A 19,646-nucleotide genomic window follows, 5' to 3' on the forward strand; every position below is an offset into this window, starting at 1 on the left:
TTATCAAGAGAAAATTTTCTCTTCTATTTCCTTTACGCAAATTTAATTTCTGGAGATGTCTAATGAAACTAAAACAATTTGGAATTACATTTTTGAGTGTTTGTATTGCTGCTTTTTCAGGAATAAAAGCAGCAGAAGCGGCATCATTTTCAGTAATTGCCGACGATCTTAATAGTCCACGGGGTCTAACTTTTGGCCCTGACGGCAGTCTCTACGTCACAGAGGCAGGAACAGGCGGAAGTGGAGCTTGTGTTCCTTCACCGAGTGCCGCAGGTCAATCTTTATGTTATGGCACAACTGGCGCAGTGACAAAGATTGGAAATGGTACACAAGAGCGTGTACTTACAGGGCTTCCTTCTTTGGCATTACCAGATGGTACTGATACTGCTGGGCCTCATGATATAAAATTTGATGCCAATGGCAAGCCTTATATTGCAGTTGGGTATGCTTCTGATCCCACATTTCGAGCCACATTAGGTAACACTGACTTAGGAAAAATCATCACTGCTAATTTCAATACAAATTCCTGGACTAGTGTTGCTGATTTAGCTAATTATGAACTTGCAAATAATACCGACCAAGGCGATCTAATTAGCAATCCCTTCTCTCTTCTTTTAGATGGAAATAATATTGTTGCAGTTGATACTGGTGCTAATGAGTTACTCAGCGTAGGTACTGATGGAAGTAATTTAAAAGCGATCGCCACAATTCCCCGGCAGACATTAACTAATCCAGTTCTTCCCTCTGGTGCATCGTCATCGCCATTTGAAATCCAAGCAGTACCCACAAATATCGCCAAAGGCCCAGATGGCGCTTATTATATTAGCCAATTAACTGGTTTTCCTTTTCCAGAAGGTGAAGCAAAAATCTACCGAGTTGGTGCTGATGGTCAACCAACAGTTTATACTGATGGTTTTACTCAAGTTACTGACTTAGATTTTGATAGTGAGGGTAATTTATATGCTTTGCAATACGCTAATCAGTCACTTTGGAAAGGTAATCTAGATGGTTCTGTAATTAAAATAGCGAAGGATGGGACTCGCACAACTATTCTTAGTGGCAATGGATTAGAGTCTCCTACTGCTTTGACTATTGGTGCTGATGATACTATCTACGTGACAAACCGAGGCGATCGCCCTGGACTTGGACAAGTTATCAAAATTGAGAATTCCAAGTCTGTTCCTGAATCTACTTCTATTTTCAGCTTATTAGCATTTCTTGGCACTGTGAGCCTTACTTTTTTGCACAAGGGTAAAGCCAAAGGACTAAAGATTTCGGACAAGTTTGTTCAGGAGTGCTGAGTCAGCGATCGCCTTCGGCGTCTCCCCTTCTCTACGAGACGCTACGCGAAGGGGTAAGTTTTTCAATAAACCGTTGTCTTTTTGGTGCTGGTGGTGTTGCTATTCGTAAAATTAGCTCTAACAACCAAGGGGCAAGGCGTTGACACAATACGGCTAAATGACTTTGCCATCCGACTAAGATTTCTGATGAATCATTCTGCATTCCGGTGACGAGTGCTTTAGCCACTTGCTGGGGAGTCATGGGGATCACCCAGCGAAATAATTTTAAGTCGCGCACCATGTCTGTGTCTGTCAGAGAAGGCAATAATGCAATGACGCGGATATTGTGTTCGGCTAGTTCTTGGCGCAAGGCTTGGGTAAATCCTAAGATGGCAAACTTAGTTGCTGAGTATGTCGCCATCGTTGGTGCAGCTACTTTCCCCATCAGGCTCGATACATTGACAATTGTCCCTTGTCTTTGGCTAGCCATGCGTCGAGCAATCAAACTAGTCAGGTTGTACATTCCTAACAAGTTCACAGAGAGTTCTTCTTGAACTTGGGGCATTTTAGATTGCAAAAACGAACTTTGATATGCGACTCCCGCACAATTAACCAGCAGGTGAATCTGTCCGTAATTGCGCCACAGTTGGGCAACAGCGATATTTACTTCTATTGTCTGCGTTAAATCTAAGGCCACGATCGCAGCTTCTGTACCCATAGCCTCGATTTCCTTGGCTACCTCCAATAACTTGCGGCGATCGCGTGCTACCAATATCATCCGCTTGATGCCTTGTTGCGCTAATTCCAGGGCGATCGCTCGTCCAATTCCACGCGAAGCCCCTGTAATTAGGGCAACTTTACCTTGAATCTCCATTAGTTTTATTCTCCAAAATTTAAGTCTTACCAAACTCTTCGTTATTGCCGATACACACAATCAAGAGCTACTCGCTTCTCGGCACAAAGTAAGACAAATAATCAATCGTAATTGAAATCAAAATGAAACTAAGCCTTTAGCAACGAGATATTTCTTGGTTAATCTGCAATCCCTCATAATTGTCTATACGAGGCAGAAATTTCTCGTTCTTAACCCGTCAAAGCCTAACACACTTGGCTGAATGGGTATAGCTCATAGATTTTATTTCTCCTAGATCCGAGCGTTCATCAGCATCGCTGTCATACACACGTTAGCAATTAAATCAAGGTATTGCAATATTCTTTAATAAGGATTTCTTAATACTTCTTAACGACAAGTATATATATACAAAAGATTTTATTAAATAAGTTTTTATGAATCCCTCAGTACAAATATCTCATTTTCCTGACAAATAGCCTTGTTTTAGAAAATTGTGATATCTAATTCACGGTTTAGAAACAAAAAAGACATATAGCATTTTGGCTTATGGTTGCAATAGTTAGAACTCTTAGCTAACTCATATAATTGCAACAGTATATTTACTGTTTTATTGAAAAGACAGGTTGATGACTTTTATTTATTGAAAACAATCAAAAAGGGCCAGATCGTTGTCTGAAATTATCTGCCAAAACTTTAGAATAAATAGTAATTTGTTTAGGTTTAACTTTGAGTTCATCAAAGTAATGCTTGAGACTTGCCTCGTCCATAGCAAACTTAAATCGTTCTCGAACAATAAGATCCCCGATTTATTAGAGAAGTTGGGGATCTGAAGTGTAAGTCAATATGATTCCTAATTGATGATTTCGCCGAAAACTACACTCCGTATATTTACGTAATTATTAATTATTACTCCACGGTTAAATCGACTTACTGACAGTAAGGATGGATATCAATACTGTTCGCTTAAAAATATTCGTAGGTTGGGTTGAGCGTAAGCGTTACCCAAGAAACCAAGCAAAATGTTGGGTTTCGTTCATTAGCTCACAGGCATCGCACTTTTGATCTCAATGTCTGAGCCGTCCCTCCTTCTTCATCGGGGGGACTAGAGGGGGGTTAAAACGATCTCAAATTCTCACGAATGATTTAGGACTGCTATATAAGCAACAGATACCTCGAAGTCGTGTTGAAGTACTTGAAAGTCGTGTTGAGGTACTCCAAAATCGTGTTGAGGTACTCCGAAGTCATGTTGAAGTACTTGAAAGTCGTGTTGAAGTACTTGAAAGTCATGTTGAAGTACTTGAAAGTCGTGTTGAGGTACTTGAAAGTCGTGTTGAGGTACTCCGAAGTCATGTTGAGGTACTCCGAAGTCGTGTTGAAGTACTTGAAAATCGTGTTGAGGTACTCCGAAGTCGTGTTGAGGTACTCCGAAGTCGTGTTGAAGTACTTGAAAATCGTGTTGGAGTACTTCAAACTTTGTCGCACCACGATAAAGTACACAGGTGCGACGCCGAATAGCCCGCCGTACGCATCGCTTTCATAAATCTCCACAAACAAAGCGATGTCTACGACGGGCTACACCTACGCTTGACTTTTAAAACAGTCGCTACACATTTCTATTTTTTAGGCAAAACCTACGCAGTATTGACACCACTCCCTATTCCCTGTCTAAGTTGTGGTCTAAATACCTGAAAAATGCTATAAAGTCCATCAGCTTAATTAAGGGGTTAAAAAGTCTAAATGGTTTCCTGGTTGGACACGCAAATCTTCCACAGTTCCCTGAATTTGTAATTTGCCTTGATTTAATAGCACAATCCAATCAGCACGGGTAATTACTCTCGGACGGTGGCTAATCAGAATCGTAGTTTTGCCTTGGCGATGCAACAACAGCTGATTCAAAACTTGAGCTTCACTAACCGGATCGAGTCCAGCTGTTGATTCATCTAAAATCAGGACTGGTGGATCGTTGATGATGGCTCTTGCTATAGCCAATCTTTGCCGTTGTCCACCAGAAATATTTGAGCCAAATTCACCTAATACAGTTTGATATTTTTCAGGTAGTTTACTAATAAAATCGTCTGCCTCCGCAATTTGGCAAGCGTTGACAATTTGCTCAAAGGTGACGTGAGGAGAACCTAACCGAAAGTTTTCAATAATTGAGCGACTCCAAAAATGAGCATCTTGCGGAACGAGGACGACTTGTTGCCGTAAACAATCAAGGGCTAAATCTTGCAGATTATAAATACCAATGCGAATGTTACCAGAATTAGGCAAATATAAACCTGCAATCAGTTTAACTAGAGAACTTTTACCACAGCCAGATGTACCAATTAGAGCAATAACTTGACTGCCAGGAATAGTTAGGGAGAAATCTTCCAGTAACTCTAGCCTCCCAGGGTAGTGAAAGTTGAGATTTGTGCAAATAATATCAGCATTGCTAGGAATTTTAGCAAAGGGTTTGTTAGTATCGCCTTGAGTTTCAAGTGTAGAATCAATAACTTCTGTTAAGCGCTGCGTAGCAGTTTTTGCACGAGTGAATTCATCTATAAATCTGATGACAGTACCAATGAATGCCAGAAAATTACCATTCATCGCGTTAAATGCCAGCAATTGACCAATAGTTAGTTCCTTACTAATAACTAGAACACTGCCGAAACCAATCAAGCTAATGCTGCCAATACCAGAAACTAACCCAGAAAAAACATTATTAATAATTCCAATCTGAACTGTGCGGAATATTTGGTTTGATAATCGTCCAAATCTGTTTTGAAATTCTTCCCAAAACTGAGGAGCAGCAGCAGTGGTTTTGAGTGTTAGCGCCCCTTTAAAGCTTTCAACAAGAACGCCCTGGTTTTCTGCTTCTAAAACCAATAGACTTCTAACTTTTTGTTGAAGTGTAGGCAGGAATACAACCGTAGATAAAGACATTACAATAGCAATAATGAAGGCAGCAAAGGTGAGTTTCCAGCTATAGAACAGCATGAAACCTAAAGAAACCACTGCAATAAAGAATTGGCTAGGCAGACTGACAACTACTTGAGAAACTAGCTGATTAATTTGTTGAATATCTTGTAATCTGCTAACAATCTCCCCACTACGACGCGATTCATAGTAAGTCAGGGGTAATCTCAGGATTGTCCTGGCAAATTCCAGAACTAACCCTAACTCAAGCCGTTGGGCAAAATGAGCAATGAGGTTGTATTGAATTAGTTGCAGACTACTTCCCACAAAATTCATCACTACAACAGCAATAATCACAGTACCAAGAAGCCTTGTATCGCCTCGAACTAGTACATCATCTGTAAGAATTTGGATTAGGAATGGAGAAGTTAATGAAATCAGACCTAGAACTAAAGCGCAGAGAAAAGCCTCGAATAATATGCCTCGATAAGGCAATACACGCCGCACAAAGCGCCCAAAGCCGCCTATTTTATCATCGGGTTGGGCATAAAAGCGAACCGAATCTGGCTCTAGTAAAAGCATCACCATATCTGGCCAAGCTTCTATTAATTCTTTTCTAGAGACATAACGGATGTTAGCTGCGGGATCGGCAACTATATATTTCTTGCCTTTTTGACCATACAAAACAACCCAGTGGTAGCCTTTCCAGTGAATGATTGCTGGTAGTGGCGCTTGGTTCATCCGGTCTAATATTTCATTTGACGCTCGAACCGATCGCGCATTGAAACCAAGTGCCTCCGCTCCCCGCCTCAGTCCCAACAATGTTGTTCCTAGTTGCCCAGTGCCTACGGCTTCCCGAATGCGATTTAGTGTAAAGTTACGCCGATAGTGTTTGGCAATGGAAGCAAGACAAGCAGCTCCACAATCTTCTTCACTATGTTGTGTAACAACTTGGTATTTCATTTCGCACCCCAGTATCCAATAACATCGTGACAAAACTCAAAAAAATAGCAGGGTTTTATCCCTGCATGGCTAAAAATGTGACCAACAGTCTAGTTGTATTATCTTTTTCTTAGACTTCTTAGTCGAGACGATAGCCTTTCTAAAAGTTCTTTTTTTCTATAAATTAGAGTTAGTCCGGAACTCTGTAAATTTAGTACACCCGCTTGTCCAGATACTGCGTTTTGTCCAGCAGCTCCGTCTTGTCCAGACACTCCGTCTTGTCCAGCCGCTCCATCTTGTCCAGCCGCTCCGTTTATTACAACTCCATTGCTATTAGCCGTGGCCTCACCACCAGACAAGTTTGCTTCTTCGGTTTGAGTTAGTGAGATAAACATGGGGGATGTTTGAGTGCATTCCATAGTTAACCTTAAGTTGCTAATTATTCGGTTGTGAACTTTATGATCAAGCTGTTTTCACTTAAGATAACGAGAGCAAGCGCGTACCAAAATGGTTATGTTTGATGTCTCAACAGAAAAAACATCAGGAATTTTAGGTATATTTACATTACTTACTCCAAACTAATAGACAGGCTTGCTTATTCGTTTGGAGTAAGTTTTGTAAAAAGAGTTTCGTTATCCACAAGTTATTAGATTGTGATGAATATGGTCGATTTATGAAGTAGCAGCGCTTGTTTGCCTACTGGACTACTCAAAGGTGAACAGTATGTTTAGGGAAAAGCGCTGCTGAAGCTTATCAACAGTTGCTGGTAGGCAACATCAATGTTAAGTTTGTTTAAGAAAACGTAGATAGGTAACAAAAAACCATGTACTATTAGTTCCCTCAAGAACTAGCTAATGGCTGGTAGGTCAATTAGCAATTGAGGTACGTGCAAAAGTAACTTCACCTGTGGCAACAGGGTAAATTATTTAAAAGGTGACGCTTTATTTCTCTAAAGACGCGGTTTATTCTCTGTTGACGTTTTTTGTTTCCCTTCTACTAAACCTCATAGTTTTGCCTATGGCGATGAATTATCTATCCTATGCCATTTCCACCAGCTCCACCATTTCCACCAGCTCCACCATTTCCACCATTTCCAGCAGTTGTAGTTCCTCCATTAGTATTGCCAACAATAGTAGACGTACCCTCGATAAAAACGCCACCAGTAGCATCGCCGCCTCTGCCGCCTCTGCCGCCTCTGCCGCCTCTGCCGCCATTAGCGTTACCACCACCAGAGAGATTGGCTTCTTCGTTGCTGCTTAATGCAGTAAACAATCTGCTTTCCATAATTTGAGTTCTCACTTGATTGTTGGGATTAAAGTCATGTCAGTTCAAATTACTAGATATAAACGTCAAGAATATATTTAGTAATTTTAGGAAAAGTAAGTAGGTAACAATTAACATGTTAGAATTAGCATTAAAGCCGCCAAAAAAACAGCTAATTGCTGGTTAGTGTTAAGCTGATTAGCAATTGAGTCACGTGTAAAAGTAACTTAACCTGAGGCAACAGGGTAAATTATTTCAAACGCGACGCTTTATTTCTCTAAGGGGGCTGTTAATCGCGTCTTGACGTTTATTGTTTTCCTTCTACTAAACCTCAGATGTTTGTCTATGGCGATGAATTGTCTATCCTATGCCATTTCCACCATTTCCACCATTTCCACCAGCTCCACCAGCTCCACCATTTCCAGCAGTTGTAGTTCCTCCATCAATATCGCCAACAATAGTGCCACCACCGATAGTAACGCCACCAAAGGCATCGCCGCCTCTGCCGCCTCTGCCGCCTCTGCCGCCTCTGCCGCCATTGGCGTTACTACCACCACCACCACCACCAGAGAGATTGGCTTCTTCGTTGCTGCTTAATGCAGTAAACAATCTGCTTTCCATGATTTTAGTTCTTGCTTGATTGTTGGGATTAAAGTCACGTCACTCCAAAGTAATAGATATAAACGGTAAAAGAGTATATTTACTAACTTTTTTGTGTCGCTAGATGTATTATACGACTGTTGTTAAATAGGTCAAGCTACTGTTTATTTAAGAGCAAACATGTTACATGGGTAGTATTTATACAAATTTAATTAAAAATAAGCTCTTATTTATCAAAAAATTGCAGCCATCAATATATATCTATTGATAGATTGATATACTGATAAATATATGAGATTGCGCTCTAAAAGCTTAATTTGGTTTTAAAAAAATGTATAAATTAAGCTCCTTAGCTATTAATAGTGGTAAATAAAGAAAATTTTCAGAATTAAATATCTAGTCAAACAAACCAAATAACATTTTTTATACGAAATGTACTTAAATAGATTTATAAAACTTAAAACTGGGATTCGGCATTTTTGAATAAGTATTCTTAGGTAAGAAACTCATTATTTAGCTTATTTTATACAACCCTATTGAGAGTAAATATAATTTTTTTTGATATATAAACGTTCAAATTCGCTTAAAGATTTATTAATTGGAAAAAGCTTCATAATACAAATTTTTTGCAAATAAATTAAGAAAGGATAAAAAAAATTTTAGATAAAAATTATAAATATTTAGTGTTCATAACTAAAATGCACAAATTGTTATTTAACCTGAGTTCGGGATAAGCTGAAACCTTGATTCTGTCATTAGTTTTGATAGTGTGAAAGCGTTATTCTTTCGTCCAAGTAATCAAATTTGAGTTTTTAACCCGAACTGACGTTATTTATATTTAGCTGTATATAAGCTTTATATTAATATACTAAATAGATACAGCCAAGGCACTTATCTAGTAATAAAAGCCAAATACTCGGAAATATAGCAGTTTTCAATCGTGTGAAGTACAGTAATTCGTAGGGGCGCACAGCAAGCTTGCTGTGCGCCCCTACCTTGTCTTCATTCAAACGAAAAGCGCTATTATATCCGGCAGAATCAGTTACAACAAGCGCAAATCGATGCACAATTCAAAGCGCTAAAAATTCAAATCACTCCTGAGTCCAATGCAATGCTACAGGCTTCTAGCATCCGCAAAAGCAGACTTAAGTTAACCTAAATTGCCAATTATCAGTTTTGAACTTTTGACAAGGCTGTTTTCACTTAAGATAACGAGAGCAAGGGCGTACCAAAATGGTTATATTCCATATCTCAACAGAGAAAATATCGGGAATTTTGGTATGTTTACCTTACTTGCTCCAAACTAATAGACAGACTTGCTTATTCGTTTGGAGTAAGTTAGGTAAAAAGAGTTTCGTTATCCATAAATTATTAGATTGTGATGAATATGGTCGATTTCTGCTGAAGTAGCAGCGCTTGTTTCCCCACTGGACTACTCAAAGGTGAACAGTATGTTTAGGGAAAAGCGCTGCTGAAACTTCTCGACGGTTGCTGGTGGGCAACGTCAATGTTAAGTTTCGTTAAGAAAAGTAGATGGGTAACAAAAAACTATATAAGATTAGTGCGTTCAATAACTAGCTAATGGCTGGTAGGTCAATTAGCAATTGAGGTACGTGCAAAAGTAATTTCACCTGTGGCAACAGGGTAAATTATTTCAAACGCGACGCTTTATTTATCTAAAGCACGGTTAATCGTGTCTTAAAAGGCGCGGTTAATCGTCTCTTTGACGTTTATTGTTTCCCTTCTACTAAACCTCATAGTTTTGCCTATGGCGATGAATTTTCTATCCTATGCCACTTCCACCAACTCCACCAGCTCCACCAACTCCACCAACTGCACCAGCTCCACCAGTAGTACCTCCTCCAGTAGTATTGCCAACAACAGTAGCATCACCATTGAGAACAACGCCACCAATGGCATCGCCGCCTCTGCCGCCTCTGCCGCCTCTGCCGCCTGCGCCGCCATTGGCGTTACCACCACCAGAGAGATTGGCTTCTTCGTTGCTGCTTAATGCAGTAAACAATCTGCTTTCCATAATTTGAGTTCTCACTTGATTGTTGGGATTAAAGTCACGTCACTCCAAATTACTAGATATAAACGTCAAGAGTATATTTAGTAACTTTAGGAAAATTAAGTAGGTAACAATCAACTCTGTTACAATTAACGCCATAAAGAAATAGCTATTGCTGATTACGATTAAGTCGATTAGCAATTGAGTCACGTGTAAAAGTAACTTAACCTGAGGCAACAGGGTAAATTATTTCAAACGCGACGCTTTATCTCTCTAAGGGAGCGTTTAATCGTCTGTTGACGTTTATTGTTTTCCTTCTACTAAAGCTCAGATGTTTGCCTATGGCGATGAATTTTCTATCCTATGCCCTGTCCACCAGCTGCACCAACTCCACCAGCTCCACCAGCTGCACCAACTCCACCACTTGTAGTTCCTCCAGCAGTATCGCCAGCAACAGTGCCACCACCTATAAAAACGCCACCAGTGGCATCGCCGCCTCTGCCGCCTCTGCCGCCTCTGCCGCCTGCGCCGCCATTGGCGTTACCACCACCAGAGAGATTGGCTTCTTCGTTGCTGCTTAATGCAGTAAACAATCTGCTTTCCATGATTTTAGTTCTTGCTTGATTGTTGGGATTAAAGTCACGTCACTCCAAAGTAATAGATATAAACGGTAAAAGAGTATATTTACTAACTTTTTTGTGTCGCTAGATGTATTATACGGCTGTTGCTAAATAGGTCAAGCAACTATTTGTTTAAGAGCAAACGTGTTACATGGGTAGTATTTATACAAATTTAATTAAAAATAAGTTCTTATTTATCAAAAAATCGCAGGCATCAATCTATATATATTGATAGATTGATATGTTTATAAATATATGGGGTTCTCAAAGCTTAATTTGGTTTTAAAAAAATGTAGAAATTAAGCTACTTAGCTATTAATACTGATAAGGTAACGAAAATTTCCAGAATTACAGATATAGTCAAGCAAACCAAATAACATTTTTTATACGAGTTTTACTTAAGTAGATTTATAAAACTTAAAACTGGGATTCTGCATTTTTGAATAAGTATTTTTATGTAAAAAGTTTATTTTAGTATTATTTTATACAGAAATAAGCTGAAAAATATAAATTATTTTAATATAAAACGTCTAAGTTCGCTTAAACATTTATTAATGGATAAAAACTGTTTAATACAAATTTTTTGCAAATAAATGAATAAACGATAAAATTTTAGATAAAAATTATAAAGATTTGGTGTTTGTACTAAAATGCGCTACGCTAATTATTGTTTAGAGTAGGGTGTGCATGGATTTTGTACTTACATACCAATACATGCAGGCTAAACCTTGGTTATTGGGCTAAAGCTAGCGAGATTTTTTTGCACAACCAAAATATTTTTTAACGTTCATGCTCATTGACCCCCAACCAGACTTTCTCCGCCCAGTTGAAAACGACGAATATCTTCCGCCAATCAGCATCTGGACAAGGCTCGGAGGAGTATTTTTAATTGGAAGTGTTGGCGCTGCCTTTAGCCTTGCAAGTTTTATTCAATACAACATAGTAGTGAAAGCAGATGGTACTGTCCGTCCAACAGGAGAAATACGGTTAGTGCAAGCAGCAGCAGAGGGGACTGTTAGAAGTATTAGCGTGAAAGAAAATCAAGTTGTGAAAAGGGGAGATGAGATTGCACTGCTCTACGACACCCAATTAAAAAGTAAAAAAAGCCAAATTGCCGGAAATATCCGGCAGAATCATTTACAAAGAACGCAAATCGATGCACAACTAAGAGCGCTACAGACTCAAATCACAGCTGAGTCCAATTCTATGGGGCAGGCGATTATCTCTGCACAAGCTGATCTGAGTCGTAATCAACGGGATTATAGAGACAAGCGAATTACCACTAAGGCAGAAGTGGAAGAAGTAGAAGCCTCTGTGGAGTTAGCGAGAGAGGAACTGAAGCGATATCAGCAATTGGCAAATACTGGAGCGATCGCAACTCTACAGATTAAGGAAAAAGAACAAGCTTTCAAAGCAGCACTTGCCAGATTAGAAGGGATCAAAACTGGACTCAATCCCAGTAGCGCAAATGTGGAGATCGCCCAAGAACGCATTGCCCAAGAACGGGCAAAAGGTGAGTCTATGCTTGCGGCATTGAACAAAGAAAGAGAAGAACTTATTGGGCGTCAAGTAGAAATTCAAAATCAAATTAACAATGCTCAAGAAGAGCTAAAACAAGTCTCAACGGAACTGCAAAAAACTATAATTCAGACTTCAGAGGCAGGTACTATCCTGAAACTAGAATTAAGAAATCCTGGGCAAGTTGTGCGGATTGGGGATGCGATCGCTCAAATTGCTCCTAGTAGGGCTGCTCTAGTAATCAAAGCCCGTGTTGCCGCTTCTGATATTAGCAAAGTGCAGGTGTGTAAAGCCGTACAAGTAACAAAATGTTCAGAGGGGGAAGTACAAATGCGGCTTTCTGCCTATCCGTACCCAGATTACGGCATCCTCAAAGGAGCTGTTAGAGCCATAACCGCCGACGCTATTACATCTCAAGTTAACGGCAATCCAATTGCGCCTTACTATGAGGTGACAATTGAGGCAGAGAGACTTTATTTAAAAAAGGGCGATAAATCCTATCCCATTCAATCAGGGATGGAAGTTACAGCTGATATCATTTCCAAAAAAGAAACCGTAATGACATTTATTCTGAGAAAAGCAAGGCTGCTAACAGATTTGTAGGCTTCTTCCTGTATTCCACGCCATTGAGAACCACTCAGGATTTAGGCATTAGACCTCTTGCACGAATAGCCCTCATCCCCCAACCCCTTCTCCCACACTTGGGAGAAGGGGAGCCAATTTTAAAGTCCATTTCAAAGTCCCTCTCCTTTGGGAGAGGGATTTAGGGTGAAAGCTCATTGATTTATGCAAGAAGTCTATTGAAAACCGGAAACCTCAATCTTCCCTAATTCTACTCAAATACTTGTGTCTAAACACAAGTATTTGAGAGTTGCACCACAGGTTTTTTATCCCTCCAATCCCCCTGCAAAAGCAACAGGACTGTTTCATTGCCTCAAAGGCTGATAAGGGGTAGGAGTAGGTTGAGGATTTGATGGTTTGCTAGACTGGGGAGTTGATCCACTCCAAACTTGATTGAACTGAGCTACCGACAACGACTGTAAAATACTGAGATTAAGCGGCTCTTTGCTGATAAAAGTGGCGTAAGAAGGCTGCAAATAGGAGCGATATTCAGGGCGGTTAAGGAGATGGGTTTCTAAAAAAGCGACGCTGAGGGCGTTGAGATAGGAATAAACAGCAGCACGATCGGGGGGGCCCAGCAACGCAGGTGGCACAGGTAAGACATCGTTTTGAGGAGTAGGTTCGGCGATCGCTGAAAAGTGGGTGGCATTTTCGATCAAAGCTAGGTACTTATTGGAGTCAGAAAGCCAAGTAAAGGGACGAATTTGCTCAAATACGGGTGGTGCAAAAACATCTTGACTACCTGCTACCAGCATGACGGGAATTTTAATTTGACTGATTTCCCCCTGACCCAAAACTGAGCTATCAATGGGATTAATCGCAATGATCGCCTTGATGCGATCGTCTTTGAGTTCGTAATTTTTTGGAGGTAAATCGTTTGCTTGACACTGCAAAAAGAGCGATAAATTAAAAGATGAATTATCGGGATTACAATCTTGCCTCAGTTGGTTAAAGTTAATATTCGCTCCTGCTAAAGTCAAAACAGTATAACCACCAAAAGACTGACCAATCGCCCCAACTTGCTGAAAATTGAGTTTTCCTTGAAGGGTGGGATCGGATTTATCTAGACGCTGGAGTTCATTGAGTAGATATTTAATATCCAAAGGTCGGTTGATAAATTCTGCTGCATCAGGCGGCCCTGCCAAACCCGCAAAATATTGTTGAAAGCGTTCAGCATTACTACCAGGGTGTTCCAGTACAGCAACGGCGAAACCATAGGATGCTAGATGTTCAGCCAGGTAGACAAAGGTAGAGCGGTCTGAGGCCAGTCCGTGAGAAATTACAATCAGGGGAAAGGGAGGCGAGAGTAATTCTCCAGCGTTTTTTGAACCTGCTGACGGTAAATAGATATCCACAGGTAGACGGCGTGAGCGAGAAATGTCATTTAACTCCAGGCTTTTTTTCTGCCAGGTGAATTTTCCTGGCGATCGCAAATCTGGTTTTTGGGAGAAATCAATTTTTGAAGTGGCTGCTTGAGCGATCGCTTCTTTTTGAAGAGAGGCAAAAACCTCATCCTTTCTTTTGATTAATTGCGACAAGTCATCGACTATCCTTAACCCCTCTGTGAAATTCACCCGGATAGTATCGCTAGGAAATTTCCGCAGTAAATTCACAACCGTTAAACCCTCTTTTTGATCGGCAGCAGACAAAATTAAAGAGGCACGTATGGCATAGAAGCCATTTTTTCGAGACTCAGTGAGGAGTAATTTTCCCAGTTGTTGCACCAGCTGCTCGCCTATTGGTGAGTAGGTAACTTGAGATACTAGTGTAGGAGTGACATTAAAGCGCTGCTGGAGTAGATCCCGCAATTGAGCAAGTTGTTCGGGAGTCGCACGACTAGCATAAAATGAAAAATCTTGATCGATTTTGCCTTCTTTAGCAAAGGTTTCCAGCGAGTTCACCGATAAGGAAAATTCGCCGAAGGGAGGATAATAAAAGCTAATGCGTTCAGCCCCCAATCCGGGAGTAGCAGTCAAGAACGTAGATAGCAAACCTAAACCCAGATATCTCAAAAATTTTTTCATTAGAAAAACCCACTATCTAACCTGTAGCGCGATAATAGAAACAGAGATCAAAATTAAGTTATATGTCCTTTGCTTCCTGCGCCTGTTGTGTTGTCGTCCTCAACCAACAACAAGAGCAAAATATCTCCCACCAAAACCAGTGCCAGGATGTGCCAGTTAACCACAGTAAGAGCACGGTTAAAAGTTGCACTGTAATTGAAAATGGTCGAGTGGTCGTTAAACCCTTACAACCACCACTCAATCAGACTTCTGAGTAACTTTTAGAAATTTCACCCCTTCACTCTAAAGGTAAAACATCGTGGAAGCGGTTGTAATCAATGTAGCGATGTCCATCGGGTGTGTGGTGAAAGATATCGACAAATTGATTGTTCCACAAAATCTCATTAGCACTATAGCTATGACGGGCATTGACGACCTGGACAACCGTTTCATCAATGCCACTCAAAGAGACAATCAGCATCGTATTTGTCTGGGTTAACGATTCTGGTGTCATCCCATATAAAGGACTAAACTCATCAATGACATGCATCACTGACCAGCTTAACGTGAAGCTAGGTGTTTGGTTCCTTAGCAGTTTAAGATCGTAGAACCGACGCATGAATTGTCCTTCTTGGGTTACTTCGTCGCGCATCAAGTAGACTCGCATCTGCGCCTCCAGAATCGTATTGCGACGCTTATTAGCGCTGCGAAATATCAGAGTCGGCATCGCATCATGAGCTGTAATCACAGCAACACGGCTAAAGAGTACACGGGCTGTAGGCCGAGAGAATCGAGCAAATGCTAGTCCTGTCATCACAGCAATTCCCACCAAACCGATCATTGCTTCAATCGTGACAATAATGTTGGCGTAAGTTGTTTTCGGATACATTGCCCCATAGCCGATAGATGCTAGAGTTTGGACGCTAAAGAAAAAGACATCTAAAAAAGAGCCAGGTCGGGCGTTGGCAATACAATCTCCTCCGATCAAGTAAGCTAGGGCAAATAGAGCATTAATAGTTACATAGAAACTACAAATCAGGAGCAGAAAGCCAGTCCAGGGAATCGTTAGCAGCAGATGATAGGGATCGCGCCAGTAGGAATGCCATGCACCCATACCTATAATCTCAAATTTTCCATCTTGAACTTTAATCTGAATAGGTGAGATCAGACGCTGTCGTTTCTTGAGTGAAAGTCTCTTCAGTCGAAATTTCATTGCAAGTAGCCAAAAGAACGGCAACTACTTAGTATTGTAAATTAAGTTGCTTTAGAGACATTCACTCTAGACAATTAGGGAGTAGGGAGTGAAAATTTAAACTTTCTTTTCTTAAATCAGCAAAAAAATAGGGTGTGCAATGCTCACCCTAATAATTTATCTGCTAGAAACTTATTGTTATCGCTTTAATGATTGACCTTTAGAACAGCGGTCAAACCACTCTTGGTATTTTTTCTGGTGTGACTCATCTTCAACAGTAATGGTAATACGCACCTGTTTACAGTTGTTATTTCGCTCTAGTGCGATCGCATTCAACAATAAATTAGCAATTTTGGGTGAGCTAAATTCGCCGCTTACCGTTAAACCGTTGTCATGTGTAACTTCAAGTCTTTCTACTTCGGTCAAATCAACGCCAGGAATTTCTCCTTGTCCTAAATCAATCTCTGCAAGTTGTTTGCGTTCTGGGCTAATTTGTTCCACAATCAGCTTTTCACGCCGGACAGGAACTTGTACCATCTGGGTTTCGATTACTTTGCGAACAATTACCTCACCAACTTTACGCTTACTGCTTTCAACAACTAGTCGTTCTTCTATTAGACGAATAATCTGTTCTTCAGGAACCTGTTCTAAATTTACTGGCTCAACTGGGCTATTAGTAATTTGATTTTTAGCTAATTGCTCAGTTGAGTTGCGATCGCCTGGTGTTTCTGATTCTAAATATTCAGGCATATATTCAATTTCTGATTTGTTTAAGTCGATGAAAACAGATTTAGTCGGCTTGTCTATTTGTTTTATTCTCTGGCTCTGCAACCGAAATAAAGAAGGATGCTTATCAGCTAACTGCTGGCTATATTCAGCAGTTTTTTGATTAGCCTGGTTAGATATAACGAGGTTTAGCCGACGATTACCATCCACAATTAAATCATGAACTACTCCTACTAGCTGACCTTGATTATCAAACACAGCAAAATTATTCACCTTCTTTCTTAAATCTGCCAGCGAGGAGCTAGTGCGAGAATTACCCTTTGCCTGTAAAATGTTTTTTGCCATAGTTTGGCTATTCTATCTGGAAAATTTACGAACTGCTTTCTACTTAGCTAAATTAAATGTATTAATCATCTGGATACCATTTAGAAAATATTTGCGATCAATGCATTTATCCAACTCATATCCAGAGTAATATTTGCAATCCCAACTCCAAAATTGTATCAGGTATTGCAAGCACAGGTAAAGCTAATTCAACAGCCTTACCTGCACTGTGTAGAATTAATTATTAGTCATTAGTTACTAGCTAATGACTATGTTTATTTAGCGTTCTTCAATCGGAAGATTACCAGAATTCACATCTAACTCTTCACGACGTACGGTTTCTTGAGTTTCAACTGTGTCTTGATCTACTACTTTTCTAACTCTGACTTCTTCACGCAAAAATGCTTCTTTGCGAACATCAGCAGTTTCTTCATGGATTTCTATGCGAGCAACTTCGCCTTCACGGAAGTCTGCTTCGCGCCCAGAAACAGCCGTACCCGCATCTGCTGGAGTTACACGCTCAATCACAACTCGTTCTCTTTCTACTGGCACTGCAACCCGTGCAGTATCAGTTTCAACACGCTTGCCAATTGTTACTTCTCCAGTTTTTTGGCGTCGTTTGCTGGCAATCAGCCGTTCTTCATACAATTTCAGAGTTTGATGATCTTGCTCATTTAACCCGTATAAAGCAGGCTCATTTTCGTAAGTATAGCTATCAGGGGCGTAACTGGGAGTTGTACCTAATGGTGCTACAGGCGATCCTAAAGTAGGAGTTGTACCTAATGGTGTTACAGGCGATCCCAAAGGATCTAATCCTGCTAAAGGATCTAATGGTGTTGCAGCTTCTACAGGAAGATTGTAGTCTGTGGGTTGACGATATACCCCACGCACCCGTTCTTCATAATCGTAATCGAGAGTTTGACGTTCATCGAACTCAGGCAAATCTTCAGCTTGCTCTCTAGTCAAGCCAATTGTGTAAACGCGATCAACGTTATAGTCGATACGGGCGCGGCCAATTGGTAGTAATACTTTTTTACCAAAAATCCAGAAGCCTAAGTCAACAACTAAATAGCGAAAATGACCTTCTTCATCAACTAAAACATCGCTAACAGTACCAACTTTTTCATCAGTTCCCTGTGTATATACACCCAGCCCTTTAATGTCATGACCATCAAAACTCTCTTGATAGCTAGGCTCAAAATCTTCTAATTTGTAAAGAACCATTATGTTTAACCTCAAATATTTTTTTGTCAATCTCTTAATATCTAAACTAGACATTTCTTTATTTTTGTACATCCATCTGCCGAATGAATTATTTCTAGAGTTAAATAATCAAAAGTTAGAGAGAATTTCGATCGATATGGTTAACTAAAGACATGAAATTGAGACCATCTCACTTTATTTTTGTAAAGATATCTCTAGCTTTAGTACACGGTATTCACCAGATATATTAAGATTTCTACCGCAAAGTTTTGTATCTTTGGATCTGTACGCGGTTTCTCAAAATGTAATTTATTTTAATGTTAAAATTCCCGACTTCTTAGAAAGTCGAGAATCTTGTTATTTAATAAAAATACAGGCAGAGATAAAAATTAACTTTGCCTGCATGATTATTTTCAGATAAATTTATCAAACAATATAAACCAGCTAATTAAATAGCTTCATGTACAGTAATCCCATATTATTGCACATGTACATTCCCCGCTGTATCAACATCTAACTCTTCTCGACGAATAGTGTCTTGTGCTTCCACAGTGTCCTGTTCTACTACTTTCTTCACCCGGACTTCTTCACGCACAAACGCTTCTTTATGTATCTCAGGCGTTTCTTCATACACTTCTATGCGTGCTACTTCCCCTTCTTGAAACTGAAGTTCATTGGGATTTACAATTTTTCCTGCTTCTGTTGGCGTAACTCGCTCAATCAGAACTCGTTCTTTTTGAACGGGTACTGTAAGGTGTACAGTTTCTGTTTCAATATGCTTACCAACCGTTACTTCTCCGGTTTTAATGCGGTATTTATTGGCAATTAATCGTTCTTCATAGAGTTTAAAAGTTTGATGAGATTGCTCATTCAATCCATATAAATCTGGATCTTTTTGGTAATTGTATGTATCGCGATCATAAGTCACATCGCTGGTTGAAGAACGAAAGACACTACGTACCTTTTCTTCGTAATCATTATCATTATTAACGATCGCGTCTTCTGTATGATCGGGTAAATTTTCTATTTGCTGTCTACTTAACCCATCAACATAGACGCGTCTTTCTGGATAACTGATCCGGCAAAGACCAATTGGTAGTAAGATTTTCTTGCTAACAAAATCTAAGCTGATATCAATAATTAAATACCGGAAATGACCATCATCATCAACTAAAACGTCACCAACTGAGCCAACTCTGTCTCCTCCCACAGTATAAAGATCCAGTGCTTTGAGATCGTCTCCGCCAAAAGTTTCTCGATAATTTTGGTCAAAATGTTCAAGTTTGTGAAGAGGCATACACTGTATCTTAAGTTGGTTTATAAGGCTTATTTGCTAGTATAAAAAATATTGTGCTAAGTATCCTCCTGCTAGCGACTGAGTTTAATGGAGATATTTGAAATTTATTTGTTATTAGGGAAAGACTCAAGCTGAACCTTATTAATAATCAATAGAGATGTAACTAAAGTTGTAAAAAACAAGACACTGTACTGAAAAAAAATATTTTTTTCAACTGGTTGAGGCGATCTCCTCTGCGTAAGTCCTAATTAAGAGCCAATACTGAAACAATGGGAGTAGACACTAGAGAACCATG

The 19,646-nt window shown here is 39.9% G+C and carries 15 protein-coding genes; 3 read left to right on the forward strand and 12 right to left on the reverse strand.

Annotation, left to right across the window (positions count from 1 at the left end):
- The first annotated feature begins 62 nt into the window (after nucleotides 1–62).
- Nucleotides 63–1,301 carry a ScyD/ScyE family protein gene (locus NLP_RS10435; RefSeq protein ID WP_104906352.1) on the forward strand — a complete coding sequence of 413 codons (1,239 nt, stop codon included), beginning with the start codon at nucleotides 63–65 and terminating at the stop codon, nucleotides 1,299–1,301.
- A 31-nt stretch (nucleotides 1,302–1,332) separates the two neighbouring features.
- On the opposite strand, the gene NLP_RS10440 is transcribed toward NLP_RS10435, so the two are convergent.
- From NLP_RS10440 to NLP_RS10465, 7 genes are all read right to left on the reverse strand, one after another.
- The gene (locus NLP_RS10440; protein WP_104906353.1) at nucleotides 1,333–2,154 is read right to left on the reverse strand and encodes an SDR family NAD(P)-dependent oxidoreductase; all 822 of its coding nucleotides are present in this window, start codon (nucleotides 2,152–2,154) and stop codon (nucleotides 1,333–1,335) included.
- A 1,695-nt stretch (nucleotides 2,155–3,849) separates the two neighbouring features.
- Nucleotides 3,850–5,994, reverse strand: a complete 2,145-nt coding sequence (locus NLP_RS10445; protein WP_104906354.1) for a peptidase domain-containing ABC transporter — start codon at nucleotides 5,992–5,994, stop codon at nucleotides 3,850–3,852.
- Nucleotides 5,995–6,092: 98 nt separating this feature from the next.
- Nucleotides 6,093–6,392: a hypothetical protein gene (locus tag NLP_RS10450; protein WP_158680330.1), complete on the reverse strand. Its 300-nt coding sequence runs from the start codon at nucleotides 6,390–6,392 to the stop codon at nucleotides 6,093–6,095.
- Between the two features lie 613 nt (nucleotides 6,393–7,005).
- Nucleotides 7,006–7,257 (reverse strand): hypothetical protein, encoded by a 252-nt coding sequence (locus tag NLP_RS32975; RefSeq protein ID WP_158680331.1) that lies wholly within the window; start codon nucleotides 7,255–7,257, stop codon nucleotides 7,006–7,008.
- A 339-nt stretch (nucleotides 7,258–7,596) separates the two neighbouring features.
- Nucleotides 7,597–7,857 (reverse strand): hypothetical protein, encoded by a 261-nt coding sequence (locus tag NLP_RS10460; RefSeq protein ID WP_158680332.1) that lies wholly within the window; start codon nucleotides 7,855–7,857, stop codon nucleotides 7,597–7,599.
- 1,762 nt (nucleotides 7,858–9,619) lie between these two features.
- Nucleotides 9,620–9,871, reverse strand: a complete 252-nt coding sequence (locus NLP_RS32980) for a hypothetical protein (protein ID WP_158680333.1) — start codon at nucleotides 9,869–9,871, stop codon at nucleotides 9,620–9,622.
- A 332-nt stretch (nucleotides 9,872–10,203) separates the two neighbouring features.
- Nucleotides 10,204–10,452: a hypothetical protein gene (locus NLP_RS10465; protein ID WP_104906358.1), complete on the reverse strand. Its 249-nt coding sequence runs from the start codon at nucleotides 10,450–10,452 to the stop codon at nucleotides 10,204–10,206.
- A gap of 804 nt (nucleotides 10,453–11,256) precedes the next feature.
- Between NLP_RS10465 and NLP_RS10470 the strand changes: the two genes are divergently transcribed.
- A complete protein-coding gene (locus NLP_RS10470; RefSeq protein WP_104906359.1) occupies nucleotides 11,257–12,588 on the forward strand; it encodes an HlyD family efflux transporter periplasmic adaptor subunit in 1,332 nt (443 codons plus the stop codon).
- Between the two features lie 323 nt (nucleotides 12,589–12,911).
- Here NLP_RS10470 and NLP_RS10475 read toward each other — a convergent pair whose 3' ends face one another.
- Nucleotides 12,912–14,630 carry an alpha/beta hydrolase gene (locus tag NLP_RS10475; protein WP_104906360.1) on the reverse strand — a complete coding sequence of 573 codons (1,719 nt, stop codon included), beginning with the start codon at nucleotides 14,628–14,630 and terminating at the stop codon, nucleotides 12,912–12,914.
- A gap of 62 nt (nucleotides 14,631–14,692) precedes the next feature.
- Between NLP_RS10475 and NLP_RS10480 the strand changes: the two genes are divergently transcribed.
- A complete protein-coding gene (locus NLP_RS10480) occupies nucleotides 14,693–14,887 on the forward strand; it encodes a hypothetical protein (protein WP_104906361.1) in 195 nt (64 codons plus the stop codon).
- Nucleotides 14,888–14,907: 20 nt separating this feature from the next.
- Here NLP_RS10480 and NLP_RS10485 read toward each other — a convergent pair whose 3' ends face one another.
- The 4 genes from NLP_RS10485 to NLP_RS10500 all read right to left on the reverse strand — a co-directional run bounded on the left by NLP_RS10485 (nucleotide 14,908) and on the right by NLP_RS10500 (nucleotide 19,351).
- Entirely contained in the window at nucleotides 14,908–15,822 is a 915-nt protein-coding gene (locus NLP_RS10485) for an ion channel (RefSeq protein WP_104906362.1), read from the reverse strand.
- 177 nt (nucleotides 15,823–15,999) lie between these two features.
- Nucleotides 16,000–16,872 (reverse strand): YsnF/AvaK domain-containing protein, encoded by an 873-nt coding sequence (locus NLP_RS10490; protein ID WP_104906363.1) that lies wholly within the window; start codon nucleotides 16,870–16,872, stop codon nucleotides 16,000–16,002.
- 258 nt (nucleotides 16,873–17,130) lie between these two features.
- Nucleotides 17,131–18,075 (reverse strand): DUF2382 domain-containing protein, encoded by a 945-nt coding sequence (locus tag NLP_RS10495; RefSeq protein ID WP_104909833.1) that lies wholly within the window; start codon nucleotides 18,073–18,075, stop codon nucleotides 17,131–17,133.
- 457 nt (nucleotides 18,076–18,532) lie between these two features.
- Nucleotides 18,533–19,351, reverse strand: coding sequence for a DUF2382 domain-containing protein (locus tag NLP_RS10500; protein WP_104906364.1), 819 nt, complete (start codon nucleotides 19,349–19,351; stop codon nucleotides 18,533–18,535).
- Nucleotides 19,352–19,646: the final 295 nt, after the last annotated feature.

The organism is Nostoc sp. 'Lobaria pulmonaria (5183) cyanobiont' (assembly GCF_002949795.1).
Lineage (GTDB): Bacteria > Cyanobacteriota > Cyanobacteriia > Cyanobacteriales > Nostocaceae > Nostoc.